Consider the following 26537-nt stretch of genomic DNA (forward strand, 5'->3'; position numbering starts at 1 on the left):
CCAGGCCGTCACGGGGAGGGTGTGGGATGCGGGTGCGGCGACGCGGACTGCGGATGGGCTCGGCTCTGCTGGTGACCGGGGCACTCGTCCTGTCCGGATGCGACTCGACGGGCTCGAGGCCCGCGCCGTCGCCGAGCGTGTCGCCCACTCCGTCGCGGACGTTCACCGCGGGCGCGCCGGGGGCCGGCGACGCCTACTTCCCGAGCTACGGCAACGGCGGCTACGACGTCCGACGGTACGTGGTCAAGGTGCGCTACGACCCCGCGAAGGACAGACTGACCGGTACGACCACCGTGCAGGCCACCGCGACGGCCGACCTGTCGACGTTCAACCTCGACCTGGCCGGTCTCACCGTCACCGCGGTCAGCGTGGACGGTGCGCCGGCGACGCACCGCCGCGAGCGGAACGAGCTGGTGATCACGCCAGCTTCCGGTCTGGTCAACGGCAACGGGTTCGTCGCCGAGATCGCCTACGAGGGCGTGCCGAAGCCGCTGAAGAACGAGACCCTCGGTGACGGTGGATTCCTGCACACCCCCGACGGTGCCATCGCGCTGGGGCAGCCCGAGTCGGCCAGCACCTGGTTCCCGGTCAACGACCACCCGTCCGACAAGGCCACGTACGACTTCGAGATCACGGTTCCGGACGGTCTCACCGCGGTCAGCAACGGCGTTCCCGGCGGCAAGGCCAGCACGGGCGGGTGGACCACCTGGAAGTGGTCGGAGAAGTCGCCGATGGCCAGCTACCTGAGCACGATGGTGATCGGCGAGTTCCGGATCACCACCTCCACGCACCGGGGGAAGCCGGTCTACAGCGCGGTCGCGATCGCGGCAAACGGTTCCGCGGATTCGGCGATCGCCGAGACCACAAAGGTCGCCGACTACCTGGAGACCGTGTTCGGGCCGTACCCGTTCGACGCGTACGGCGGTGTGGTGGTCTCGGACAGCCGGATCTCCTACGCGCTGGAGACGCAGAGCCGTCCGGTCTACTCGGCAGGCTTCTTCCGGCAGGGCCCGAACACCGCGGTGGTCGCCCACGAGCTGGCCCACCAGTGGTTCGGCGACAGCGTCTCCCTGGGCACCTGGGAGGACATCTGGCTCAACGAGGGCTTCGCGACGTACGGGGAGTGGCTCTGGGCGGAGCACACCAGGGATTCCACGGCCAAGGAGGCGTTCGACAACCGGTACGCCAGGGCACCCGAGAAGGTGTGGAAGACGCCGCCGGGCAAGCCGGGGGCGAAGGAGCTGTTCAGCGAGTCGGTCTACCAGCGCGGTGCGATGACGCTGCACGCCCTGCGGGTGTCCGTCGGCGACAAGGCGTTCTTCGAGATCGTCAAGACCTGGGCGGCGGAGAAGCGGAACGGCACCGCCACCACCGCCGAGTTCGTGGCGCTCGCCGAACGCATCTCCGGCAAGCAACTCGACCAGGTCTTCGACGCCTGGCTCTACGGCACCAAGAAGCCGGCCCTGCCCAAGCGGCTCTGACCGGGGTCAGTTCCTGACGACCAGGCTGGGGTTGGCGGCGAGGTAGGCGTCGGCGCGGCCGGCACGGAGTTCGCTGATGAACTTCCGGCCGACACTGGTGAGCTGCTCGCCGCGGTAGGCGCTGCCCTTGCCGACGCCGGAACCGGGCAGGCCGACGAGCGTGAAGCGGTTCGCCGGCACCCCACCCAGGGCGTACGCGAAGTCGACGATCCGCGGCCCGCCCGCGTACACGAGGGTGTCGCCGAGGGCGCTGACCACCTGGTCGACCCGCTCGGGTTGCCGGGCCAGGCCCTCATCCAGGATCTTGCGGGTCAGCGCCTTGACGAGTTGCTGCTGGTGCCGCTGCCGGGCGTAGTCGCCACCGGTGATGTAGCGCTGCCGCGCGTAGTCCAGTGCCTGCCAGCCGTTGAGGTGCTGGTTGCCCTTCTCGTAGACCTGCTGCGGCCCGGTGTATCCGCCGGGCGCGGTCTGCCGGTACTTGCCGTTCGGCTGCCGGTGGCGCGACTCGACCCGCTGGTCGACGTAGATGTCCACTCCGCCCAGCGTGTCGACCAGCCGGTCGAACCCGTTGAACGTGAGCACCGCGCCGGCGTCGATGCGCAGCCCGGTGTATCCGCTGACCGTGCTGCGCAGCAGCTCGTACCCCTGGGCGGTGCTTGGTTGTTTGGGTTTGCCCGGCACCCGGCTGCCGAAGCTCATGGCGTGGGTGAGCTTGGTCTTGCCGCCCTTGTAGTCGGCCTTCGGGAAAGCCGGGATGTCGACCAGCAGGTCGCGGGGGAGGGAGAAGAGGTATGCCTGACCCAACCCCTGGGGTACGTGCAGCACCAGCACCGCGTCCGCGTGCGGCTCCCAGCCGGGCACGCTGACCCGGGTGTCCACACCGACCAGCAGCAGGTTGAGCGGGCCGGTGATGCCCGCGCCCGGTGGCGGGCCGCTGGGACTCGGGGTGGGTGTCCCGGCCGGTGACGGCGTCGGCGAGCCGGTCGCCGGAGCGCCGCTCGGCTTGCTGTCGCCGGTCAGCCGGGTGATCACCACCGTGGCGGCCGCGATCAGCGCGACGGCGGCGAGGGCCGTCAACCCCAGCAGCAACCACCGTCGGCGCGGCGCCATCGACCCGAGGATCATCTTGGATTCCTTCCACCCGTCTGGTGAACAACGCTCCGACGGGTGCTCCGGGTTGCGGCCGGAATGCGTCGGGTCGGTCGGCCGGAGCATGATCGCGCGAAAACTGGCGCTGGCGCGAGCGCTACTCGCGAGTAATGATGCGTCCATGCGGTACGACGTGGTCGTCATCGGATCCGGCTTCGGCGGCAGTGTCACCGCGCTCCGGCTGGCCGAGAAGGGCTACTCCGTCGCCGTGCTGGAAGCTGGCCGGCGCTTCACCGACGACGAGTTCCCGCAGACGTCCTGGCGGGCCCGCCGCTTCCTCTGGGCGCCGAAGCTGGGCTGCTACGGCATCCAGCGGCTCACCCTGCTCCGCCCGGCCGACCGGCGGTCCGGCGGAGGGGTGCTGGTGCTGTCCGGCGCCGGGGTGGGTGGCGGCTCACTCGTCTACGCGAACACCCTCTACGAGCCGCTGCCGGCCTTCTACGCCGACCCGCAGTGGCGGGACATCACCGACTGGCGTGCCGAGCTGGCCGGCCACTTCGACCAGGCGAAGCGGATGCTCGGCGTCACCACGTACCCCCTGGAGACCGGCGCGGACCGCGCCATGCGGGCGGTGGCCGAGCGGATGGGGGTGGGGCACACCTTCCACGCCACGCCTGTCGGTGTGCACATCGGTCGTCCCGGCCAGCGGGTCGCCGACCCGTACTTCGGTGGTGCCGGCCCGGAGCGCACCGGCTGCCTGCACTGCGGCTCGTGCATGACCGGCTGCCGGCACGGGGCGAAGAACACGCTTGTCAAGAACTACCTCTGGCTGGCCGAACAGCAGGGCGTCACGGTGCATCCGCTGACCACGGTGACCGCCGTCCGACCGGCGGCGGGCGGCGGGTACGAGGTGCGTACCGAGCGCACCGGTGCCTGGCTGCGCAGGCGGCGGCAGGTGGTCCACGCCGACCAGGTGGTGTTCGCCGCCGGGGCGCTCGGCACCCAGCGGCTGCTGCACGCCATGAAGGCCGACGACGTGCTGCCCGGGCTCTCGCCCCGCCTCGGCGAGCTGACCCGGACCAACTCCGAGGCGATCCTGGCCGCCTCGGTGTCCCGCCGACGGGCCCGGTCCGAGCGTCTGGACTACACCGAGGGGGTGGCCATCACCAGCTCGTTCCACCCCGACCCGCAGACCCACGTCGAGCCGGTCCGCTACGGGCGGGGCTCCAATGCGATGGGGCTGCTCCAGTCGCTGCTTGTCGACGGCGGTCCGCACCGGGTGCGGCGCTGGCTGGGCAGCATGCTGCGGCAACCGGGGCTGGTCGCCCGGATGCTGCCCGTGCGCGGCTGGTCGGAACGGACGGTGATCGCCCTGGTGATGCAGTCGGTGGACAACTCGCTGACCACCCGGTGGCGGCGCGGCGCGCTCGGCCGTCGGCTGGTCACCGGGCCGGGGCATGGCACCCCGAGCCCGACCTGGATCCCGGCCGGCAACACCGCCGCCCGACTGCTCGCCGACGAGATCGGCGGCACTCCCGGCGGCCCGCTCACCGAGCCGTTCGACATCCCGATGACCGCGCACATCCTGGGCGGCGCGGTGATCGGGGCGACGCCGGCCGACGGGGTGATCGATCCCTGGCACCGGGTGTACGGGCACCCGGGGCTGCACGTGGTCGACGGCGCGGCGGTCTCGGCCAACCTCGGCGTGAACCCCTCGTTGACGATCACCGCCCAGGCGGAACGGGCGATGGCCTTCTGGCCCAACAGGGGCGAGGAGGACCCCCGCCCGACGCTCGGCTCCCCGTACCGCCGGCTCGCGCCCGTACCCCCGCGCCACCCGGCGGTGCCGGCGGACGCCCCGGGAGCGCTGCGGCTCTAGGACAGCGGCTTGCGGAGGATGTGGTTGAGCCCGAAGTCGGTCTCGCTGACCCGGACGTCGTGGTAGCCCAGTCGGTGGTAGAAGCCGTGCCCCGTGATGCTGGCGCCGGTCTCCATGTGGTCGTGGCCGTCAGCGCCGGCCAACCGCTCGATGTGGCGCATGAGCCGGCGGCCGACACCCTGGCCGGCGCGGTCCGGGTCGACGAACATCGTGTAGACCTTGTTGCCGTCCCGGGACACGGTGCCGACCACCCGCCCGCCCTGCTCCGCGACGAACACCTCCCGGACGGTGGCGAGTTCACGAAAGCGGGCGGCGTCGAAGTGCGCGCACATCCGCTCGATCAGGTCGGCCGCGTAGTCACGGCTGTTGACCTCCCGAAGGCACCTGGCGACGAGTACGGCAAGCAGCTCGGCGTCGGTGTCCCGGAAGGGCCGTACGGTCACCTCGGTCACACCTGTCCTCCGTCCGGCCGTCATCGCCCCGCGTCGATCTTAGGACGCCCTCCGACCGGCCGCCGCACCCGCAGCCGCCGCCGCGGCACGCCGGAGTGCCGGCCCGTGCCCGACGCGGCCGTGACTGTCGGTAGGCTTTGCGCACATGAGCCTGCCTCGCCCCGTCCTCGTGGTGGACTTCGGAGCCCAGTACGCCCAGCTCATCGCGCGCCGGGTTCGCGAGGCGAAGGTCTACTCCGAGATCGTGCCGCACTCGATGCCGATCGCCGAGATGCTGGCGAAGAGCCCCGCCGCGATCATCCTCTCCGGGGGCCCGGCCAGCGTCTACGCGCCGGACGCGCCGCAGATCGACGCGGGCGTGTTCACCGCCGACGTGCCGGTCTTCGGCATCTGCTACGGCTTCCAGGCGATGGCCCAGGCGCTCGGCGGCACGGTCGCGCGGACCGGCAACCGGGAGTACGGCGGCACGCCGCTGCGCCCCCGCCTGCTCGACCCGGGTGTGCTGCTGCGCGACCTGCCGGCGGACCTGCCGGTCTGGATGAGCCACGGCGACGCCGTGACCGAGGCGCCCACGGGATTCACGGTGACCGCCGAGTCGGCGGGCGCTCCGGTCGCCGCCTTCGAGGACCTGGCCGGGCGGCGGGCCGGCGTGCAGTTCCACCCGGAGGTCGGGCACACCGCGCACGGCCAGGAGATGCTGACGCGCTTCCTGTACGACATCGCCGGCATCGAGCCGACCTGGACGCCCGAGAACATCATCGACGAGCAGGTTGCCCGGATCCGCGCCCAGGTCGGCGACAAGGAGGTCATCTGCGGCCTGTCCGGCGGGGTGGATTCCGCGGTCGCCGCCGCGCTCGTGCACAAGGCCGTCGGTGACCAGCTCACCTGCGTCTTCGTCGACCACGGTCTGTTGCGCGCGGGCGAGGCCGAGCAGGTGGAGAAGGACTACGTCGCCGCCACCGGCATCAAGCTGAAGGTGGTCGACGCCACCGACCGGTTCCTCGGCGCGCTGGCCGACGTGACCGACCCGGAGCAGAAGCGCAAGATCATTGGTCGGGAGTTCATCCGGGTCTTCGAGGCCGCCGCCCGCGAGATCGCCTCGCACGGTGACGTGGAGTTCCTGGTCCAGGGCACCCTCTACCCCGACGTGGTGGAGTCCGGCGGCGGCACCGGCACCGCCAACATCAAGAGCCACCACAACGTGGGCGGTCTGCCGGAGGACCTGAAGTTCGCGCTCGTCGAGCCGCTGCGCACCCTGTTCAAGGACGAGGTCCGCGCGCTCGGCCTCCAGCTCGGCCTGCCCGAGTCGATGGTCTGGCGGCACCCGTTCCCGGGTCCCGGCCTGGCCATCCGGATCATCGGCGCGGTCAACCAGGAGCGCCTCGACCTGCTCCGCGAGGCCGACCTGATCGCCCGCGAGGAGTTGACCGCCGCCGGCCTGGACCGGGGCGTCTGGCAGTTCCCCGTGGTGCTGCTCGCCGACGTGCGCAGCGTCGGTGTGCAGGGAGACGGGCGCAGCTACGGGCACCCCGTGGTGCTGCGCCCCGTCTCCAGCGAGGACGCCATGACCGCCGACTGGTCACGGCTGCCCTACGAGGTCGTGGCCCGGATCTCCACCCGGATCACCAACGAGGTGGCCGAGGTCAACCGGGTCGTGCTGGACGTGACCAGCAAGCCACCGGGCACCATCGAGTGGGAGTGAGCGCCGCTCACGCGACCGGCGGCGGGCTGCTGTCGTGCGGGTTGTGCGCCGGGCTCGGCGGCGCGTCGAACGGGGTCGTCGGCGGGTAGGGCGGCGTCGGGGCGTACCCCGGCATCGGCCCGCCCGGCGCAGGCCCGGCGGTCGGCGGCGGACCCGACTGCGGCGCGACGCCCGCCGCGTGCGGCCAGGCCGGCGCGCCGGTGGGCTCCTCGGGCATCAGGAACCACATGATCGGGTACGCGAGCAGCGCGAGCCCGCCGGTGAGCAGGCCGGTGACCGCGAAGGCCACCCGGACCAGTGTGGGGTCGACGGCGAAGTAGCGGCCGACGCCGCTCGCGACCCCGGCCACCATGCGGTCGGTGGTGGGTCGACGGAGCTGCTTGTACGGGGCGTGGGGAGCGGTGGTCGATGTCATGCCTCCACGGTCCGCGCCGGTGCCCGCCCCGCCCTCGGTGACCGCCCGGATCCTTACCCTGACCAATCCCTGATCGGGGCCAGACAGTCAGGAATCCGACTCTTTTCCGTTCCGGTAACCCGGCGCGGGGAGAATTTGCTTCCGTGACCACCTTGCTGGAGCCGCTCCGCAGGATCGCGGCATACGCAGTCTGTGCTGATTCGACAGGCCGAGTCCTGCTGGTTCGCGCCTCGGAGCGCTCCGGCACCCCCGGCACGTGGTCCCTGCCCGGCGGGGCGGTCGACCACGGCGAGGACCCCAACCACACGGTGGTCCGCGAGACCGCCGCCGAGACCGGCCTGTCGGTCGCCGTCTCGGGCCTGGCCGACGTGCTCGCCGACATGCGGGCGCTGCCGGAGCGCGGCATCACCATCCACACCGACCGGCTGATCTACCAGGTGGCGGTCCGTGGCGGCACCCTCGCCGACCGGGTCGGTGAGCGTCCCACCGACCTGGCCCGCTGGTACACCCTCGACGAGGCGCGCGAGTTGCCGCTGCGCTCGTTCACCGCGCGTGCGCTCGGGTTGCCCACGTCCTCCGCCGACGTGGTGCCCGACGAGGCGCCCGAGTTCCCCTCCTTCTACGCGGTGCCCGGTCCGGACGGGCTGCACCGGGCGCAGCGCTTCGCCGCGTACGCGGTGTGCACCGACCCGGCCGGTCGCGTGCTGCTCACCAGGGTTTCCGACGGCTACCCGGGCGCTGGCTGCTGGCACCTGCCCGGCGGCGGCACCGACTACGGCGAGCAGCCCGGTGCCGCGCTCATCCGCGAGCTGGTCGAGGAGACCGGGCAGACCGGCCGTCTGGTCGAGTTGCTCGGCGTGGCCAGCCACCGGGACGCCGCGTCGCTCGGCCCGGAGGGCTACCCGATCGACTGGCACGGGGTACGTGCCTTCTACCGGGTCGTGGTCGACCAGCCCAACCCGCTGACCGTGACCGACGTGGGTGGCTCCACCTGCGAGGCCCGCTGGTTCGCCCGCGAAGAGCTCGGCGCTCTCCCCACCCACCACCTCACCGAGGTGACCGCCGAAGCGGTCCAGGCCGCCCAGCTCACCTGACCCGCCGGCCCCGTTCCACCTGAAACGGGCAGACGGCCGCGATCCCTCGGCCGGTGGGGTGGTGCGTGCTTTGCGGGCGCTTGACCGGTGGCGCGTTGCGGGCGGGCTTGGACGGTGGTCGTGCGTGCTGGGGCGGGCGCTCGGCCGGTGGCGCGTCGCCGGCGTTGGTGTGTCTGGTGGTGGGCGTGCTGGCGGGTAGGTCTCCGCCGGTAATGCTCGCCGACAGCAGCGCATCTGGGCCGGGTGCCGAGTGCCGAGCGTTGGATGGTTCGGCGGCTGTCCGGACCTCCGAGAGATGCGGCTCGCGAGAAAGTCCCAACGGGCGGTACGGACCGGATGACCAGCTCCGCTTCGCTGATGTCGGGGTGTCCCAAGCTCCCGAATACCCCGACATCAATAAACCCGAGTCGATCATCGCTAACCGAGCCTCCCGGGGTGCGCCGCGCTGCCTGCCGAGCGCACCTAACGCCCAAAACGGACTGCGCTAGCGCGAATCCTCGGACTCCGAGCGTCGATCATGAAGTTATTGTCAGGACACGCCCCGAGACGGACGGCAATAACCTCATGATCGACGGGCTGGGCGGCTAGGCGGCTAGGCGGCTGGGCGGGGGAGCGGAGTTGGCGGGGATGGACTTTCTGCGGCGGGTTGGCGTTTTCGGAATTCTGTGGGATTCGGACCGGGTCCTGGTGGTCCGGGACGGGGTCGGGGGTGAGTTCCCGGGGATCTGGCGGCTGCCCGGTGATGCGGTGGCGCATGCCGAGCACCCGGAGCGCGCCATGGTCCGTGCGGTAGCCGAGCAGGCCGGGTTGGCCGTGGTGGTCGGCCGGCTCCGCACGGTGGTCGCCGACGTGGTCACCTATCCGGAGGACGACGTCGCGCTGCACACCGACCGGCTGCTGTTCGAGCTTGCTGCGCCTCACGGCGCGCTGCGTGACGGCGTCCTGCGTGACGGTGCACCGGGCGACGGCGTACTGCGCGGCGGCGCATCGGGCGACGCTCCTTCCGGCGACGGCGTGATGGGCGACGTCGGTGGTGGCGCGGTGGACCGGGTGTGCTGGCTCACCCTGGCCGAGGCGGCGCGGGTGCCGCTGACGCCGTTCACCGCCGGAGTGCTCGGTCTGCCGGTGACCCCACTGGCGCCCGGGGCGCATCGGGCGCGTGTGCCGCTTTCGCCGCCGCATCCCGACCGCAGGCTGCGCTTCGGGGCGTACGGGCTGGTCACCGACCCGGCTGGGCGGATCCTGCTGACCGAGATCGCGGCCGGTTATCCGGGGGCTGGCCTGTGGCACCTCCCGGGCGGGGGGACCGACCATGGCGAGCAGCCAGCCACCGGTCTGCTCCGGGAGTTGGTCGAGGAGGGTGGCCAGCAGGGCCGCGTGGAGGAGATCCTCGGTGTGAACAACCTGCACAACCCTGCCGCGCTCGGCCCGGAGGGTCGGCCTCTGGACTGGCACGGCGTACGGGTGACCTATCGGGTGCTGGTGGACACACCCAGCGATGCGGTGGTCACCGAATCGGCCGGAGGTTCGACGGCGCGGGCTGGATGGTTCACTCGCGAGCAGGCCCTCGACCTGCCGTTGAGCGACATCGCTGCCTCGGCAATCGGACAGGGTGGCCGATAGCACTCCGCTCGCTGAGCCGACTTGGTGACCCTCCGGTACAGTCAATGGCGGGAATGATGGAGGAAACGGGCGATGAAGCCCGGGATGGGAATAAGCGAGCGGTTCGAGCGGTTTAGACCAGTTACAAGCACCGCCGGCAGCTATCGCCAAGCCATGTCCCCCTATGCGATGGTGTACTCCGCGCAAAACGGCTGCCGGGCCACGCACGGTCCGGCACGAGACAGCCGGACACCCGCCCCGCGGCGGTCAGCCGATCCGGTGATGGAGGAAACGTGCCGAGAGCCCCATGGCGCCGGCGTCGTACTACTGACAGTCCGCGCCCCGCAGGGCGTCGCTGGGCGGGCCCGTTGCGCCGCAGCAGCACATTCGCCCGCCAGGTGCTGTTGGTCCGGGTCGGTCGCCGTGACGGTGACCTGCACGTGACCGACCTGACCCCGACCGAGCACCGGTACGCCGACCGGCAGCGCCGCCGCTACGGCCTGGACCGGCTCAGCCGTCCGGCGTCCGGCGTCGGTCGAGCCGAGATCGAGGCCATCATGCCGGTCAGTCCGGCGATGCCGCCCCTGGCACACGCCGACGAGGCTTCGTCACACTCGATCCCGCTGCTCCCCGGCGACCGCACCATTGCCCGCCGGATGAAGTTCGGCCTGGTCAACGCCTGCACGCTGGCCAGCCTGATGCTCGGCATGCTGGCGATCTTCCTGGCCATGCAGGGTGAGGTGCGCATCGCCGCGCTCTGCCTGATCGCCTGCGTCGCCTTCGATGGTCTGGACGGTGCACTGGCCCGACGGCTGGGCGTCGCCAGCCCGTTCGGCGCGCAGATGGACTCCCTGGCCGACATGTGCTCGTTCGGCCTCGCCGCGCCCGTGGTGGTCTACGCCTCACTCGCCGGTTCCGTCTCCACCGCAGCGGCGGCAGTGGCGTGTGCCCTGGTCGCGGCGTGCGCCGCGATTCGACTGGCCCGCTTCAACGTCTCGCCGAAGGACGGCAGGTTCTTCTGCGGCGTGCCCACCACGATGGCGGCCGCCGTGCTCGCCGTGACGGTGGCGATCGGCCTGCCCGTGCCCGGTGCTGTGCTGGTCGCGGGGGTCGCGCTGCTCGCCTTCGCGATGGTGTCGAGCTTCCCGTACGCCAAGCTCGCCCGCCTGGTGAAGCTGCCGCCGTGGCTGTGGCTGGCCCCGGTGATCGGCGCACTCATCGACATCCGGCTCACGTTCGCGCTGATCGTGGTGGGTTACCTGGTCAGCGGGCCGGTGCTCTGGCTGCGGCAACGTCGTACCGCCTGATTTTCCCCCAAACGAGAACGGGGCGCCGCGGTCAGCGGCGCCCCGTTTCCACGTGCGTGGGTCAGCGCCAGCGGGCGATGACCGTGGACCCGCCCATAACCTTGTCGCCCGGCCCGACCAGCGGGTCGGCGGCGTCGGCCGGGAGGTAGACGTCGGTCCGTGAGCCGAAACGGATCAGCCCGAAGCGCTCACCCTTGGCCAGCAGCGCGCCGATCGGTGCGCGCTGCACGATCCGACGGGCGATCAACCCGGTGCGCTGCGCGACCACCACCGTGCCACGTGCGGTGTCCAACACGGTGTACGCGGCGACGTTGTGCTCGGCGTCCGGCTTCATCGCGTTGACGAAGCCGCCGTCGGCGACGAAGTAGTCCACCACCTTGCCGGCGACCGGGGCACGGTTGACGTGCACGTCCAGCACCGACAGGAAAACCGCGACCCGCAGCCACTCGCCGTCGCCGAAACGCTCGTCGTGCAGTCGCTGCACCGACAGAACCTTGCCGTCCGCGCTGGCGACGACCGCGGTCGGGTCCTCCGGTACGTCGCGCTCCGGGTCCCGGAAGAACGCGGCCACCGGCCCGGCGGCCAGCGCCGGCAGTAGCCAGAGCTTCGACGACGGGCGCGCCACCCGGGCCAGCGCCGCGAGGCCCAGCGTGATGCCGGCAGCGGCAACGCCGTTGGAGTCGATGTGCATGCCGCGGGTCAGCGGCACGCTCGACGGCCGGTGCGCGGGGGCGAGCCTCTCGGCCGTGGCAGGGCTGGCCGGGGTGAAGCGCAGTCGGTAGACCCGTACCGGCGGTGAGTTGCGCACCACCAGGTCGGCACCGACGCCGTAGAGGGCGTCCTGGCGGGCCAGCTCGGCGGCGGCCCCGGTGGTCCGGCCGGGTGTGGCGGTGGTGGCCACGCTCAGGACCGCACCGTCGGACAGGAACTTGGCCAGGCCCTCGATGCCGCTGCGGGTCTCCTCGGCGGTGCCGCTGAACACCTCGCCGGCGATGACGACCGTGGCGGCTTCGGCCTCCGCCAGGGAGTCGACGACCCCCACCCGGTCGGCGACCCAACGGCCCTGGGCGTTGACGTGCTCGCGGAGCGCGGCAGCGCCGAGCGGCTCGGCGGGCACCACGGTGAGCCGGTCACCGGGGAGCAGCGCCTCGATCGCCGCGGCCAGCACCGCGGATTCCGGGCGGACCCCGACCAGCAGGGCGGCCTTGGGATCGTTGATCCGGGCCAGCTCGGCGACGAGCGTGCGGGCGGCTCGCTCGCCGATGCGGACCGGACCGGATCGGCCGGTCGTACGCACGGCGGGGGACTGGGTCATGTCGGGCGGGCTCCTGACGGGGGTAGAGACGGGAATCGCGGCGGGACCGCCATGGCGGGACGGGCCGGCCGGCGGAGGCGAGATCTCCACCGGCCAGCATATGCGTCCGTCCGGGCCATCGGCATCGCCGTGGCGGTGGAGCCGGCCGTGGCCGGGCTGCGCCCGAGGTCAGGCCTCTCCCCGTCGACCCTCCCGCCCGTCACCCGGCTGGTCGCCGACCGGCTCGTCCGGGTGGTCGGACCGGGTCGGCTCGTCCCCGTCCGGCGCTCGGGTGACGAGCGGGAGCGTCGGCTCGTCGGGCTGGCCGGCGATCGGGGCGGTCTCCGGCTCTGCTGGCTGGTGAGCCAACCAGGCCGGGTGGATCACCTCGGTGGACGGCGCCTCCGGTGCCCGTACCTCGGTGGTGGCCGTCTCCGGGGTCGCTGGCGGTGGGGGAGCGTCCCAGGTGGAACGGTCGGCCTCCCAGACCGGCAGTGCCGCACCGGAGGTCGGCATTCCGGAGACCGGAGCGGACGCGCCGGAGACGGGCGCGGTGGCCTCGGTGACGCCGGCCTCGGCGGTCTGCTCCGGCGGGCCCGACCGACCCGAGCGCAGTGCGCCGACCAGCCCGAAGACCCCGATCAGGATGAGGGCGCTGGCCAGGAACCAACCGACCGCCGGCAGCGCGAACCCGAGTAGTTGGGCGAGCAGCCACCAGGCCGACAGCGCCAGGAACACGAGCCCGAAGGCGAACGACACCAGATCCGTGCGGTGAGCCTTCACCGGGTCACCTCCAGGTTGCCAGCGTTGACGTGGATGTACAGGCGCAGTTTGCCGCCGCCGGCACCGTCGATTCCGAGGTCGGTGGTCTCCTGTAGGCGACCGTCCAGTCCGCCGGAACGGCTGCCGAAGATGGTGGCGTCACCAGCGTTGACGTCGGCCACCGTGGTGACGTCCACGTTCGGTGGGACGACCACTGTCGCCTTGCCGAAGTTGATCGCAACCGTCACCTGGCTGTCCCGCTTCGCGAAGTCGATCCCGCGCAGGTCGAGTACGGCGTCACCGAAGCTGTTCTCGTACCGGTCGGCCAGATCGCGGTAGTCCGTGGGTGCCCAGGTCACCGCGCCGTCGACCCCGCGGATCCGGTCGTAGGACTCGGCGACCGTGCCCGTGCCCAGCGCCGCCGCGGTCACCAGACCGAGCGCGATGAGCCAGCGGGCCCGTCCGAACCAGGTGCCGACCAGCAGTCCCAGCCCGATCGTGGCCAGCGCGGCCGCGAAGTACGCCGAGGCGCTGATGGCGAAGACGTCGAGCAGGTCGAGCAGGGCGACCACACCGAGGACCAGGAAGATCAGGGAGAAGGTCACCGCGCCGAGCGGCGAACGCTCCTTGGGGCGCTTCGGTGGCTTCGGTGGCTTCGGCGGACGGGCAGCGGCCGGGGCCGGCGTCGCGTACGGGCCGTGCGGCGCGAACGGGGGGCGGTATCCGGACGCCGGGGCGGCGGTCGGATAGCCGGACGGGTCGGCCGGTGCGCCGGTCACCGGTGCCGACGGCCACCCGGCGGTGGTCGGGGCGGTGCCCGGCCAGTCCGTGGCGGGCGCCGGCCAGCCCGCTGCGACAGTCGTCGGGTCGGCCGGTTGCCCGGACACCGGGGTCGTTCCGGAGACCGGCTGCGCCGTGGCGGTGGACTGCGCAACGCCGGTCGGTGGCAGGCCGTACGCCGGGGTGGTGACGGTGGGCGCTGTCCCCGCGGTCGCGGTGGCGAATGCCGGTGCACCGCCGGCCATCGGTGCGGTCGCCGGTGGGCCGCTGGGCGGTGCCACGCCGTACGAGGGCGCGGGCCAGGTCACCGGTGGGACCGGGCCGGGCGGGTTGCCGGAGGGTGCCGGCCCGGCCGGGGTGCCCGGCTGTGGGGTGCGGCTGTCCCGGTTGAGCAGCAGCGCGCCGGCGACCAGGATGGCCGCGCCGAGCAGCACCGCGCGGAAGGCGTCGGTGACGATGTAGCCGAAGCTGGCGGCGACCAGGATGCCCAGGATGATGACGGTCACCGGCGACATGCTGGAGCGGCCGCGGCCGAGCATGGACTCGATCGGGGACGCGGTGTCGCCCTCGTTCGGGATGATCAACCAGGCGGCGACGTACACCAGGATGCCGATGCCACCGAAGAACCCGAGCACCGCGAGCAGCACCCGCCAGAGCACCGGGTCGGTGTTGGTGGCTCGCCCGATCGCCGCGCAGACGCCGGCCAGATACCGGCCCTCGCGCGGCCGGACCAACCCGTACCGCGAGGTGAAACCGGTGCCGGCGAACGGCGGTGGCGGCGCGGACGGACCCGGACCGCCCGGTCCGGGTGGCGTGCCCGCGGCCCCGTAGCCGGTGCCGGCCGCGAACCCCGGCCCGTGGCCGCCGGTGGGCGGCGGGTAGCCGCCGGCCGGATCGGCGGGTGTGCCGCCGCTGTCCGGGCCGTAGCCGGCGGGCGGACCGAACGTGCGGGGCTCGGTCCATTCGGCGGGCGTCGTGGCTGGTGGGGGCGGTGCTGAACCACCCGGCTCCGCCGACCCCGGTCGGGGTGGCGGGGCAGCTTCCTCGGTCATGCTTCGATCCTGCTGCCAGGTGAACCCGAACGACCTCAGGACCCGACCCTGACCCCACCCTGAGATCCGGCGGCCGGAATGTCCGGGGCGTCCCCGTGGTCGTCGACGCCGCAGCGTGTGACGATCAGATCACCGACCTGCACCGACCCGCCACCGCGACCAGGGAGCCTCCGATCAGCACCGTGATTCCGCCCCCGCGCCTCTATCGTGCTCCCGAGCACCGGATGGCCGCCGGCGTCGCCGCCGGTATCGCCGACCATCTCGGCATCTCGGTGCTGCGGGTGCGCGTCGCGTTCATGGTGCTGCTCGGCCTGAGCGGGCTCGGCCTGCTGCTCTACGCGGCCTTCTGGGCGGTGGTGCCGTTGCGGCCCGGTGACACCGCGGTGCCGCCCCGACGCGACGTCGCCCAGCTCCTGCCGTTCGTGGGGATCGGGCTCGGTGTCCTGTTGATCCAGGTCATGGTCTTCGATTCGGTGGGCGCGGCCGGCACGGCCGGTTGGCTGGTGGCCATCATCGCGGTCGGTGCCGGGGTCATCTGGCACCAGTCCGCACCCGAACGGCGGCGGCAGTGGGGCAACGCGATGCCGGTGCCCTGGCTCGGCGCGGTCGTCGAGGAGAGTGACCGGCGGGCGTTCGTGCTCCGGTTCATCGGCGGTGGGGTGCTGGTCGCGGTCGGCATCATCGGTGTCGCGGCGGTCTACTCGCCGGCGCAGAACTTCGACGCGGTGATCAACGGTGTGATCTTCGCGCTGGTCGGGTTGGCGGGGGTCGGCGTGGTCGCCGCGCCCGTGCTCTGGCGGACGTACAGCCAGCTCCGCTCGGAGCGCGAGGGGCGCATCCGCGAGCAGGAGCGGGCCGAGTTGGCCGCCATGGTGCACGATCAGGTGCTGCACACGTTGGCCCTGATCCAGCGCAACGCCAGTGACGTCAAGATGGTGCAGCGGTTGGCCCGAGGGCAGGAGCGTTCGCTGCGCAACTGGCTGTACAAGCCGACCGCGTCGCCGAGCGAGCGCTTCGCCGCCGCGCTGGAGCAGGCCGCCGCCGAGGTCGAGGACACCTACGCGATCACCGTGGAGGCGGTCGTGGTGGGGGACCGGGAGACCGACGAGAAGGTCGGGGCGCTGGTCGCGGCCGCCCGGGAGGCGCTGGTGAACGCGGCCCGGCACGCCGGCGTGCAGACCGTGTCGCTCTACGCCGAGGTGGAGCCCGATCAGGTCAGCGTCTTCATCCGGGACCGGGGCAAGGGCTTCGATCCGGATACCGTGGAGGACCACCGGCACGGCGTACGCGGCTCGATCATCGGGCGGATGAAGCGGCACGGCGGACGGGCCGAGATCCGGTCCGGCCCGGGGGAGGGGACCGAGGTCCGGTTGATACTGCCGATCTCCCGGGACTCGTCCGCAGCGGAGAGGAACAGATGACCATGGCCGAGCAGCCGACCGAGCACCTCGACCCGGCGGAGCCCCGCCCCGAGCGGCTCCGGGTGTTTCTGGTGGACGACCACGCCATGTTCCGGGCCGGGGTGCGCGCGGAGTTGGGCGCCCACGTCGAGGTGGTGGGCGAGGCGAGCACCGTGGCCGAGGCGGTCACCCGGATCGCGGCTGTCGGCCCGGACGTGGTGCTGCTCGACGTGCACATGCCCGACGGCGGCGGGCGCGCGGTGCTGGAGGCGATGCGGCGTACGCACCCGCAGGTCAAGTTCCTGGCGCTGAGCGTCTCCGACGCGGCGGAGGACGTGATCGGGCTGATCCGGGCCGGTGCGCGGGGGTACGTGACCAAGACCATCTCCCCGGACGAGCTGGCCGCGGCGATCCGCCGGGTGGCGGACGGCGACGCGGTGTTCAGCCCTCGGCTGGCCGGGTTCGTGCTGGATGCCTTCGCGGCCCGGCCGGACGCCCCGGTGGCCGACCCCGAGCTGGACCAGCTCACCAACCGGGAGCGGGAGGTGCTGCGGTTGCTGGCCCGGGGGTACGCCTACAAGGAGATCGCCAAGGAGCTGTTCATCTCCATCAAGACGGTGGAGACGCACGTGTCGAACGTGCTCCGCAAGCTGCAGATGTCCAACCGCTACGAACTCTCCCGCTGGGCGGCGGACCGCCGGCTGGTGTGACCGCACGTCACCCTGGCCGAGGATCAGACAAACGATCTCCGCGCACTCGTCCACCCAGCCGGTGATCGTGCCCGTGCAGCCGTAGTCGACCTGTCCGGACGGGTCGAAATGCGAGCGGTTCTGGGCGTCCTAACGGGCAGAGGTGGGCCCGGAGGCTGAGCGCGGGCCGGGACCACTTCTGCGGGTGGCGCAACGTATTTCCTGCTCAGTGCTACCTCCGCCGACCGTTTTATGATCATTTTTCAAGTATCGGCAACGTGGCGGGCAACTAACGGCTTGATAACGGCACCTTCACGGAAGAGGCCAGTTGGTGTCACAGTGGCAGCACCTCACCATCGGTGTGTGGCACTCCGTACGGCCCATGACCATGTCCCCGCCCTTCGCGGCGGCTCGTGGCCGTGCCTTCCGCGTCGTGTCACGCCTCGTTGGCGGGGGAGCCCGGCGGATCGGAACATCAGGGGTGTCCCCAACTTCCCTGTGGTCCCGGCGACCCGCGCCCCGGGGTGGTCGGGCGGTGTCACCCCCAAAACGTGCGTGAAACCCACGACGGAACCTGGTTAGAAAGAGGAGGCCCCTCGGAATGAGAGTCTCGAAGCGGGCGACGAGCGCGATCGCGCTCAGCGCGGCTGCCGCGCTTGTCGCGAGCGGTTGCTCGAGCGGTGGCGAAGGCGAAACTGCCGCCAGCGGCGACGGCGCGATTGTCATCCACGGTGTCCAGCCGGAGAACCCGCTGGTCCCGTCGAACACCACGGAGACCGGCGGCGGCAAGATCGTCGACTGGCTGTGGACCGGCCTGGTCGAGTACCCGAACGACGGTGGGGCCCCGCGTAACGCGCTGGCGGAGTCCATCAACACCACGGACTCCAAGGTCTTCACGATCAAGATCAAGAAGGGTACGAAGTTCCACGACGGGACCGAGGTCAAGTCGAAGAACTTCGTCGACGCCTGGAACTGGGCCGCCTACTCGCCGAACGGCGCGCAGAACGGCAGCTTCTTCTCCGACATCCAGGGTTTCGAGCAGACCTACACCAGTGACCCGGATGGCGCGGACGGCCCGAAGAAGGCCCCGGCGCCGACGGCTGAGAAGCTGTCCGGCCTGAAGGTCGTCGACGAGCAGACCTTCGAGGTCACCCTGTCGGCGCCGACCGCGGTCTTCCCGACCAAGCTCGGCTACAGCGCCTTCATGCCGCTGCCGGACAAGTTCTTCACGCAGAAGCCCGAGGAGTTCGGCAAGAACCCGATCGGCAACGGCCCGGTCAAGTTCGTGTCGTGGGCCGACAACTCCCTGATCAAGCTGACGCGCTTCGACGACTACAACCTTCGCGACAAGATGAAGCTCAAGGACGTCGACGTCAAGCTGTACCAGGACGAGACGGCCGCCTACGCCGACGTGCTCTCCAACAACCTGGACTTCCTGGAGTCCCTGCCCACCTCGGCGCTCGCCGGCGACAAGTGGAAGACCGACCTCGGTGAGCGGGGCCGCAACACCGTCACGCCGACGACCGCGCTGATCGCGTTCCCGCAGTACGACAAGCGTTACCAGAACCCGAAGCTGCGTCGGGCCGTGTCGCTGTCGATCAACCGGCAGGAAATCTCGGACAAGATCTTCTTCGGCACCCGCAAGCCGGCCGACAGCTGGGCGAACCCGCTGACCCCGGGCGCCAAGCCGGGTAACTGCACCGCCTGCAAGTTCGACCCGACCACGGCGAAGCAGCTGCTGACCGAGGCCGGCGGCTTCACCGGCGAGATGGTCTTCTACTACAACTCGGACTCCAGCCACAAGGACTGGATGGACGCGGTTGCGCAGCAGGTCAAGACCAACCTCGGCATCGAGGCTCGGGCTGAGGGCGTGCCGACCTTCGCGGTCTTCCGCCAGAACGTCAACGCCCACGCGATGAAGGGCCCGTACCGCGCTGCCTGGCAGCAGGACTACCCGGACGTCGAGAACTGGATCAACCCGCTGTACGTGACGGGTGGCTCCTCGAACGACGGCCTGTACAGCAACCCCGAGGTCGACGCCCTGGCCAAGCAGGCCAGCGCCGCGCCGAGCCTGGAGGCCTCGCACGAGGCGTTCACCAAGGCCGTCGAGAAGATCGACCAGGACGTCCCGAGCATCCCGATCTACTTCTACGGCCAGCAGTCCGGCCACTCGGAGAAGATCAAGAAGCTCGAGCTGAACAACGTCGGCGAACTCGACATCACCTCGGTCGAGCTCTGATCCGTTCGGTCTGACCCCGGGTCGGGCTCGCCACATCCGGTGAGCCCGACCCGGGGCAGTTCCGCGATTGGGTGTTACAACACTCCATTCGCACGTTGTCACCACCGTGTCGGCCGTCCGACGCGCCCCCTGTCTGGAGGACCACCCCATGGGCCGTTATCTGTTGAGACGGCTGCTCCAACTCGTGCCGGTCTTCATCGGCTCGACGTTCCTCATCTATGCCCTCGTCTGGGCCGTACCGGGCGACCCCTTCGCCGGTAAGTGCGGCGAGCGCCGCTGCCCGGACCAATACGTGGCGTTCATGACCGAGAAGTACCACCTGGACCAGAACGTCTTCGTGCAGTACTTCAACTACATGAAGAACCTGCTCCAGGGTGACTTCGGTCAGACCTTCTCGCAGCGCGACATCGGCGGCATCATCGCCACGGCGTACCCCAACACGCTGAAGCTGGCCCTGGTCGCGCTCGCCATCGAGGCCGTGATCGGTCTCGGCGCCGGCGTCCTGACCGGTCTGCGCCGCAACGGTTTCCTGGACAACCTGGTCCTGGTCTCCACGCTCTTCCTGCTCGCGCTGCCGGTGTTCGTGGTCGGCTTCGTGCTGCAGTGGCTGCTGGGCGTGCAGTGGGGCATCATCAAGCCGACCGTCTCCTCCGAGATGCGGTGGTCCGAGCTGATCGTGCCGGGCTTCGTGCTCGGCAGCGCGTCGGTGGCGTACATCGCGCGGGTGGCACGAACGAGCATCGCGGAGAACCGCCGTGCCGACTACGTGCGCACCGCCATCGCCAAGGGCCTGCCGATGCGCCGGGTTGTCGGGGTGCACCTGCTGCGCAACTCGCTCATCCCGGTGGTCACCCTGCTCGGCACCGACCTCGGTGCCCTGATGGGCGGCGCGATCATCACCGAGGGGATCTTCGGCATCAACGGCATCGGCCGTGAGGTCTACCGCGCGATCATCACCAAAGAGAGCGCCACCGTGGTAGGGATCGTGGTCGTCCTGGTGCTGGTCTATCTCGTGATGAACCTGCTGGTTGACCTGCTCTACGCCGCCCTGGACCCGAGGATCCGCTATGAGTGACCCGAGTACCGCATCGATCGTCAGCACCCCTGCCGCGCACCCGACCGACTCTCCGGCCTCCGCCACCGCGGGCGCGCCGCAGAGCAACGAGAAGCCGCGTGGCCTGCTGGGTGACGCCTGGCGCGACCTCCGGCGTAAGCCGCTGTTCTGGGTCTCGGCCACGCTGATCGTGTTCTTCCTGCTGATGGCGGCCTTCCCGGCGCTGTTCGCCCCGGGTGACGCGGTCAACGGATCGCTGTCCCGCAGCCTCGACAAGCCGTCCGCCAATGGCTGGTTCGGCTACGACGTGCAGGGCCGGGACGTCTACGCCCGGGTCATCTACGGCGCGCGGGCGTCCATCATCGTGGCCATGCTCTCGGTGATCGGCACCCTGCTCGTCGGTGGAGCGATGGGCGTCATCGCCGGCTACCGCGGTGGCTGGGTGGACGGGCTGCTGAGCCGGATCGGCGACGTGTTCTTCGGTGTGCCGTTCGTGCTCGGCGCGATCGTCATCCTGACCACGTTCAACGGCTCGGGTTCCGGCAACAGCAAGGCCCAGATCATGGCCCTCGTGATCATCTCGTTGATCGTGTTGAGCTGGCCGGTCGTGATGCGGCTGATGCGCTCCTCGGTGCTCGCCACCAGGGACGCCGACTACATCATCGCGGCCCGCGCACTGGGTGCCGGCAGCGGCCGGATCATCCTCAAGCACCTGCTCCCGAACTGCCTGGCCCCGCTGCTGGTCTACGGCACGATCATGGTCGGCTCGTTCATCGGCGCCGAGGCCACCCTGTCGTTCCTGGGTGTCGGCCTGAAGTCGCCGGTGGTGTCCTGGGGCATCATGATCAGCGAGGGCAAGGATTTCATCCGGGTCGCGCCGGGGCTGGTGTTCTTCCCCGCCGCGTTCCTCGTCGCCGCAGTGCTGAGCTTCGTGATGCTCGGTGAGGCGGTCCGCGAGGCCCTCGATCCGAAACTCCGCTAGGGGAGATCCAGTGTCCGACATTCTCGTGTCCGAGCAGTCCGCGCCGGGATCCGGCGGGTCCGGACGTCCCTCTGGCCGGCTGCTCGAGGTCGACGACCTGCGGGTGGAGTTCCGCACCCGGGACGGCGTCGCAAAGGTCATCAACGGAGTCACGTACCACGTCGACGCGGGGGAGACCCTCGCCGTGCTCGGCGAGTCCGGCTCCGGCAAGAGCGTCACCGCGCAGACCATCATGGGCATCCTCGACACGCCGCCCGGCTTCGTCACCGGCGGCCAGGTTCGCTTCAACGGCAAGGACATGCTCCGCATGTCCGACGAGGAGCGTCGCCGCATCCGCGGCGAGGGCATCGCGATGATCTTCCAGGACGCGCTCTCCGCGCTGAACCCCGTCTTCACCGTCGGGTTCCAGATCGCCGAGCAGTTCCGGGTCCGGCGGGGCATGGGTCGCGCCGAGGCCAAGAAGCGCGCGATCGAGATGCTCGACCAGGTCAAGATCCCGAACGCCAAGGGCCGGTTCAACAACTACCCACACCAGTTCTCCGGTGGTATGCGGCAGCGCGCGATGATCGCGATGTCGCTGGCGCTCGACCCGGAGGTGCTGATCGCGGACGAGCCGACCACCGCGCTCGACGTGACCGTGCAGGCCCAGATCATGGACCTGCTCGCCGAGCTCCAGCGTGAGCGGCAGATGGGCATGATCCTGATCACCCACGACCTCGGCGTGGTCGCCGACGTCGCGGACCGGATCGCGGTCATGTACGCCGGCCGGATCGTCGAGGAAGCCGACGTGTACGAGCTGTACGCCAAGCCGGCGCACCCGTACACGTTGGGTCTGATCGACTCGATCCCGCGCCTCGACGAGAAGGGGCAGCAGCTCCGGACGATCAAGGGCCTCCCGCCGAACCTGATGAACATCCCGCCGGGCTGCCCGTTCAACCCGCGGTGCCCGATGGCTCAGCCGGTGTGCCGGGAGAAGGTCCCGCCGCTGCTGCAGGTCGGCCCCGCCCGGGCCAGCGCCTGCCACTTCGCCGAGGAGCTGGTGAACCGTGTCTGAGAACATCCTCGAGGTCAATGACCTGGTCAAGCACTACCCCGTCACGCAGGGTGTGGTGTTCAAGAAGACCGTCGGTCAGGTCAAGGCGGTCGACGGGGTCTCGTTCGGTCTGCGCGCTGGCGAGACGCTCGGTGTGGTCGGCGAGTCCGGTTGCGGCAAGTCGACGCTCGCCCGGGTGCTGATGAACCTGGAGAAGCCGACCGCCGGCAACGTGGTCTACAAGGGCCAGGACATCTCCAAGCTCTCCGGTGGGGCGCTGCGACGCCTGCGCCGGCAGATCCAGCTGGTGATGCAGGACCCGTACACCTCGCTGAACCCCCGGATGACCGTCGGTGACCTGCTCGGCGAGCCGTTCGAGATCCACCCGGAGGTGGCGCCGAAGGGCAGCCGCCGGGCCAAGGTCCGCGAACTGCTCGACCTGGTCGGGCTCAACCCGGAGCACATCAACAGGTACCCGCACCAGTTCTCCGGCGGGCAGCGGCAGCGCATCGGCATCGCCCGCGCGCTCGCCCTGCGGCCCGAGATCATCGTCTGTGACGAGCCGGTGTCGGCGCTGGACGTCTCCATCCAGGCTCAGGTGATGAACCTGCTGGAACGGTTGCAGGGCGAGTTTGGGCTCTCGTACATCTTCATCGCCCACGACCTGTCCGTGGTCCGCCACCTGTCGGACCGGGTCGCGGTGATGTATCTCGGCAAGATCGTCGAGATCGGCACCGAGGACGAGATCTACGAGCGGCCGACCCACCCGTACACCCAGGCTCTGCTGTCGGCGGTGCCGGTTCCGGACCCGACGCAGCGGAACAACAAGACGATCATTCGGCTCACGGGCGATGTGCCGTCGCCGATCAGCCCGCCCTCGGGCTGCCGGTTCCGGACCCGCTGCTGGAAGGCGCAGGAAGTCTGCGCCGAGCAGGTCCCGCTGCTGGAGATTCGGCGGGACTCGGACCACCCGAGCGCCTGCCACTTCGCGGAGCGGCGCGAGATCGTCGCCACCCACGAGGCCTGAGTCACCCGAGACCGCCTGCCGACGTCACCACGACGACGGCAGGCGGTTTCGTCTGTCTGTGACCCGGCCAGACCGCTTCCCGGCCGGGTCGGGCGCACCGCCCGCCATCGGGCTCAGAGGGGGCCGCGGCCGGCGCGGAGCAGCAGCAGGGCCAACTGGGTGCCGTCGGCACCGAGCGCGACGCGGAACCGTTCCAGGATCTTCCGCTCCCGGGAGAGCACCAGGCGCGTGCCGCCGGACGCCATCCGGGTCGCACCGACCTCCTGGGACAGGGCGGCCCGCTCCTGCCAGAGCGCGATCATCGCGTTGTCGATCTCGTCGATCCGCTCCCGGATCTGCACGATCCGCGCCGAGGCGGTTGGTTCCTCGGTGCCGGTCCGTGCCTCGACCGGCGTGGCGTTGTCGACCGCCGCCGACGTGGGCACTGTCGCCTCGGTCCCGTTCGGCGCGGGTTGCTCCGCCTCGGGCCGGGCCGGGCCGCCGCTCTGCTCCATCACGTCTGCCATCATCGGGTACCCCTCGCACTGTGGTGCCCGGTGCCCGGAACCCGGGACGGAAAAAGCCCCGGACTCCAGGAGCCCGGGGCTTTTTGCAGGTCTGAATCGATCAGGCGCGACCTACGGCAGCCGGACTCCCGGTGCCATAGTAAAAGTGGTAGCGCGCAGCGATCACGCTGACGAGTATGCCGGCGCCGGCCGCGGCTGCGCAAGCGTCCGGCGGCCCTTGCCCGCGCCGCGGCGCAGCGGTCGGGGGAGTGTCCGACCGGCGGCATAGACTTGTCGGGCGATGCATCCTCTCTTCGACATTCCCGCGTCCCCGCCTGCGCCGGAGTCCGCGCCGGCCCGCCCGCACCGATCCGGGCCGGCCCCCGCGCGCCTCGATCCGCAGCAGTTGCTCGCCGGGCTCAACGGGCCTCAGCGCGACGCCGTCAGCCACGCCGGCTCGCCGCTGCTGATCGTGGCCGGCGCCGGATCCGGCAAGACCCGGGTGCTCACGCACCGGATCGCCTACCTGCTCGCCGCACGGGACGTGCACCCCGGTGAGATCATCGCGATCACCTTCACCAACAAGGCCGCCGGCGAGATGAAGGAGCGCGTCGCCGCGCTCGTCGGTCCGCGGGCGCGCCTGATGTGGGTGTCGACGTTCCACTCGGCCTGCGTGCGGATCCTGCGTGCCGAGCACGAGCACGCCGGCCTCAAGTCGACGTTCTCGATCTACGACGCGGACGACTCCCGGCGGCTGATGCAGTTGGTGACCCGCGAGTTGGATCTCGACCCGAAGCGCTACCCGGCGCGGGGGCTGGCGGCCCAGGTCTCCAACCTCAAGAACGAACTGGTCGATCCGGAGCAGTTCGCGGCACGGGCCACCGGCCCCAATGAGCGGGCGCTCGCCGAGGCGTACACGCTCTACCAGCGCCGGCTGCGTGAGGCGCACGCACTGGACTTCGACGACCTGATCATGACCACGGTGCACCTGCTCCAGTCCCACCCGCACGTCGCGGAGAGCTACCGTCGGCGCTTCCGGCACGTGCTGGTGGACGAGTACCAGGACACCAACCACGCCCAGTACATCCTGATCAAGGAGCTGGTCTCCGGCACCGAGGGGGTGGAGCCGGCCGAGCTGTGCGTGGTCGGCGACGCCGACCAGTCGATCTACGCGTTCCGGGGCGCGACGATCCGCAACATCCTGGAGTTCGAGCGGGACTACACCGACGCGCGAACGATCCTGCTGGAGCAGAACTACCGCTCCACCCAGACCATCCTCAACGCGGCCAACGCGGTGATCGACCGCAACACCTCCCGCAAGCCCAAGCGGCTGTGGAGCGAGGCCGGCGCCGGTGAGCAGATCGTCGGCTACGTGGCCGACACCGAGCACGCCGAGGCCGACTGGGTGGCCCGGGAGATCGACCGACTGGTCGACGCCGACGAGACACGCCCCGGCGACGTCGCGGTCTTCTACCGCACCAACGCCCAGTCCCGCGTGTTCGAAGAGGTGTTCATCCGCATCGGCCTGCCCTACAAGGTGGTCGGCGGGGTGCGCTTCTACGAGCGCAAGGAGGTCCGCGACGCACTGGCGTACCTGCGTTCGGTGGTCAACGACGACGACACGGTGAGCCTGCGGCGGGTCCTCAACACCCCGCGCCGGGGGATCGGCGACCGCGCCGAGGCGTGTGTCGAGGCGCTCTCCAGCCGGGACCGGATCTCGTTCGGCGCGGCGTTGCGCCGGGCCCGGGAGGCGCCGGGCATCTCCAGCCGGGCGGCCAACGGCATCGCCGACTTCGTGGCGCTGCTCGACGGCGCCCGCGAGCTGTCCGAGACCGGCACCCCGGAGGAGGTGCTGGAGGCGCTGCTGACCCGCTCGGGCTACCTCACGGAGCTGGAGGAGAGCCTGGATCCGCAGGACGCCGGTCGGGTGGACAACCTCCAGGAGTTGGTGAGCGTCGCCCGGGAGTACACCGAGCGGATCGAGTCGCAGGGCGAGGAGGGGGAGCGGGCCACCCTGGCCGGCTTCCTGGAGCAGGTGGCTCTGGTCGCCGACGCCGACCAGATCCCCTCCGACGACCCCGACCACCAGGGCGTGGTCACCCTGATGACGCTGCACACCGCCAAGGGGCTGGAGTTCCCGGTCGTCTTCCTGACCGGGCTGGAGGACGGCGTCTTCCCGCACCTGCGCTCGCTGGGCGACACCCGCGAGTTGGAGGAGGAGCGCCGGCTGGCGTACGTCGGCATCACCCGCGCCCGACAGCGGCTCTACCTGTCCCGCGCGGTGACCCGCTCGGCCTGGGGGCAGCCGTCCTACAACCCGCCGTCGCGGTTCCTGGAGGAGTTGCCGACCGAGCTGGTGCACTGGGAGCGCACCGAGGGGTCGTACACCTCGTGGGCCGGCGGGGGCGGCGGCGTCGGTGGCCGCGCGGACCGCGCGCCCGGCGCGCGTGGCAACTTCACCGGGGGTACGCCGAAGGCGGCCCAGTTGGCGCAGCGGCTCGGCGTGGACGCCAGCCGGCTGACCACGGCCAGTGAGCTGCCGCAGGGGCCGAAGGTGTCGGCCGGCGACCGGGTCAATCACCAGCGGTACGGGTTGGGGCGGGTGCTCGCCGTCGAGGGGCACGGCCCAGGTGCCCGCGCGCAGATCGACTTCGGCGACCAGACGATGTGGCTGGTGCTCCGGCACGCCCCGGTCGACAAGCTCTGACCCCGGCACGCC

General features: G+C 70.9%; 20 protein-coding genes and 1 pseudogene. 14 read left to right on the plus strand and 7 right to left on the minus strand.

Annotated elements, in window-relative coordinates; translation table 11 throughout:
* The first annotated feature begins 26 nt into the window (after positions 1–26).
* Positions 27–1481: a M1 family metallopeptidase gene (locus tag AB0O48_RS08805; protein WP_357247111.1), complete on the plus strand. Its 1455-nt coding sequence runs from the start codon at positions 27–29 to the stop codon at positions 1479–1481.
* Between the two features lie 6 nt (positions 1482–1487).
* On the opposite strand, the gene AB0O48_RS08810 is transcribed toward AB0O48_RS08805, so the two are convergent.
* The gene (locus AB0O48_RS08810; RefSeq protein WP_357247107.1) at positions 1488–2606 is read right to left on the minus strand and encodes an LCP family protein; all 1119 of its coding nucleotides are present in this window, start codon (positions 2604–2606) and stop codon (positions 1488–1490) included.
* Positions 2607–2751: 145 nt separating this feature from the next.
* Between AB0O48_RS08810 and AB0O48_RS08815 the strand changes: the two genes are divergently transcribed.
* The gene (locus AB0O48_RS08815; RefSeq protein ID WP_357247104.1) at positions 2752–4449 is read left to right on the plus strand and encodes a GMC family oxidoreductase; all 1698 of its coding nucleotides are present in this window, start codon (positions 2752–2754) and stop codon (positions 4447–4449) included.
* On the opposite strand, the gene AB0O48_RS08820 is transcribed toward AB0O48_RS08815, so the two are convergent.
* Entirely contained in the window at positions 4446–4901 is a 456-nt protein-coding gene (locus AB0O48_RS08820; protein WP_357247101.1) for a GNAT family N-acetyltransferase, read from the minus strand. The two genes, AB0O48_RS08815 and AB0O48_RS08820, sit on opposite strands and share 4 nt — an antisense overlap.
* 145 nt (positions 4902–5046) lie before the next feature.
* On the opposite strand from AB0O48_RS08820, the gene guaA reads away from it, so the two are divergent.
* Positions 5047–6603 carry a glutamine-hydrolyzing GMP synthase gene (guaA, locus tag AB0O48_RS08825; RefSeq protein ID WP_365064118.1) on the plus strand — a complete coding sequence of 519 codons (1557 nt, stop codon included), beginning with the start codon at positions 5047–5049 and terminating at the stop codon, positions 6601–6603.
* Between the two features lie 7 nt (positions 6604–6610).
* Here the strand turns inward: guaA and AB0O48_RS08830 are convergent, their stop codons facing one another.
* Positions 6611–7018: a PspC domain-containing protein gene (locus AB0O48_RS08830; RefSeq protein WP_357247096.1), complete on the minus strand. Its 408-nt coding sequence runs from the start codon at positions 7016–7018 to the stop codon at positions 6611–6613.
* Positions 7019–7161: 143 nt separating this feature from the next.
* On the opposite strand from AB0O48_RS08830, the gene AB0O48_RS08835 reads away from it, so the two are divergent.
* From AB0O48_RS08835 to AB0O48_RS08845, 3 genes are all read left to right on the plus strand, one after another.
* The gene (locus tag AB0O48_RS08835) at positions 7162–8112 is read left to right on the plus strand and encodes an NUDIX domain-containing protein (RefSeq protein WP_357247094.1); all 951 of its coding nucleotides are present in this window, start codon (positions 7162–7164) and stop codon (positions 8110–8112) included.
* Positions 8113–8739: 627 nt separating this feature from the next.
* Positions 8740–9735, plus strand: a complete 996-nt coding sequence (locus AB0O48_RS08840; RefSeq protein WP_357570930.1) for an NUDIX domain-containing protein — start codon at positions 8740–8742, stop codon at positions 9733–9735.
* Positions 9736–10082: 347 nt separating this feature from the next.
* Positions 10083–11021 (plus strand): CDP-alcohol phosphatidyltransferase family protein, encoded by a 939-nt coding sequence (locus tag AB0O48_RS08845; protein ID WP_357247088.1) that lies wholly within the window; start codon positions 10083–10085, stop codon positions 11019–11021.
* Positions 11022–11082: 61 nt separating this feature from the next.
* Here the strand turns inward: AB0O48_RS08845 and AB0O48_RS08850 are convergent, their stop codons facing one another.
* The 3 genes and pseudogenes from AB0O48_RS08850 to AB0O48_RS08860 form a co-directional block, all read right to left on the minus strand.
* Complete coding sequence (locus AB0O48_RS08850; protein ID WP_357570931.1) at positions 11083–12336, minus strand: phosphatidylserine decarboxylase; 1254 nt, start codon at positions 12334–12336, stop codon at positions 11083–11085.
* A gap of 516 nt (positions 12337–12852) precedes the next feature.
* Positions 12853–13098 (minus strand): annotated as a pseudogene (locus AB0O48_RS08855) (hypothetical protein); the annotation flags it as partial.
* On the minus strand, positions 13095–14909 hold the full coding sequence (locus tag AB0O48_RS08860; protein ID WP_357247082.1) for a PspC domain-containing protein: 1815 nt from the start codon (positions 14907–14909) through the stop codon (positions 13095–13097). The gene AB0O48_RS08860 and the pseudogene AB0O48_RS08855, both read right to left, overlap by 4 nt.
* A gap of 182 nt (positions 14910–15091) precedes the next feature.
* On the opposite strand from AB0O48_RS08860, the gene AB0O48_RS08865 reads away from it, so the two are divergent.
* From AB0O48_RS08865 to AB0O48_RS08895, 7 genes are all read left to right on the plus strand, one after another.
* A complete protein-coding gene (locus AB0O48_RS08865; RefSeq protein ID WP_357247080.1) occupies positions 15092–16330 on the plus strand; it encodes a PspC domain-containing protein in 1239 nt (412 codons plus the stop codon).
* A 2-nt stretch (positions 16331–16332) separates the two neighbouring features.
* Entirely contained in the window at positions 16333–17019 is a 687-nt protein-coding gene (locus AB0O48_RS08870; protein WP_357247196.1) for a response regulator transcription factor, read from the plus strand.
* Positions 17020–17599: 580 nt separating this feature from the next.
* The gene (locus tag AB0O48_RS08875) at positions 17600–19237 is read left to right on the plus strand and encodes an ABC transporter substrate-binding protein (RefSeq protein WP_357247077.1); all 1638 of its coding nucleotides are present in this window, start codon (positions 17600–17602) and stop codon (positions 19235–19237) included.
* 148 nt (positions 19238–19385) lie between these two features.
* Complete coding sequence (locus tag AB0O48_RS08880) at positions 19386–20312, plus strand: ABC transporter permease (RefSeq protein ID WP_357247074.1); 927 nt, start codon at positions 19386–19388, stop codon at positions 20310–20312.
* A complete protein-coding gene (locus AB0O48_RS08885; RefSeq protein ID WP_357247071.1) occupies positions 20305–21273 on the plus strand; it encodes an ABC transporter permease in 969 nt (322 codons plus the stop codon). Before AB0O48_RS08880 ends, AB0O48_RS08885 begins: the two co-directional genes overlap by 8 nt.
* A 25-nt stretch (positions 21274–21298) precedes the next feature.
* Complete coding sequence (locus tag AB0O48_RS08890; protein WP_357247193.1) at positions 21299–22327, plus strand: ABC transporter ATP-binding protein; 1029 nt, start codon at positions 21299–21301, stop codon at positions 22325–22327.
* Entirely contained in the window at positions 22320–23333 is a 1014-nt protein-coding gene (locus tag AB0O48_RS08895; RefSeq protein ID WP_357247068.1) for a dipeptide ABC transporter ATP-binding protein, read from the plus strand. The genes AB0O48_RS08890 and AB0O48_RS08895 overlap by 8 nt, the downstream gene beginning before the upstream one ends.
* A gap of 113 nt (positions 23334–23446) precedes the next feature.
* Here AB0O48_RS08895 and AB0O48_RS08900 read toward each other — a convergent pair whose 3' ends face one another.
* Positions 23447–23842: a chorismate mutase gene (locus AB0O48_RS08900; protein ID WP_357247065.1), complete on the minus strand. Its 396-nt coding sequence runs from the start codon at positions 23840–23842 to the stop codon at positions 23447–23449.
* Between the two features lie 277 nt (positions 23843–24119).
* On the opposite strand from AB0O48_RS08900, the gene pcrA reads away from it, so the two are divergent.
* A complete protein-coding gene (gene pcrA, locus AB0O48_RS08905) occupies positions 24120–26525 on the plus strand; it encodes a DNA helicase PcrA (protein WP_365064128.1) in 2406 nt (801 codons plus the stop codon).
* The last annotated feature ends 12 nt before the right edge of the window (positions 26526–26537 follow it).

This window comes from Micromonospora sp. NPDC085948 (assembly GCF_040686315.1).
In the GTDB taxonomy this organism is placed as follows: Bacteria; Actinomycetota; Actinomycetes; order Mycobacteriales; family Micromonosporaceae; genus Micromonospora.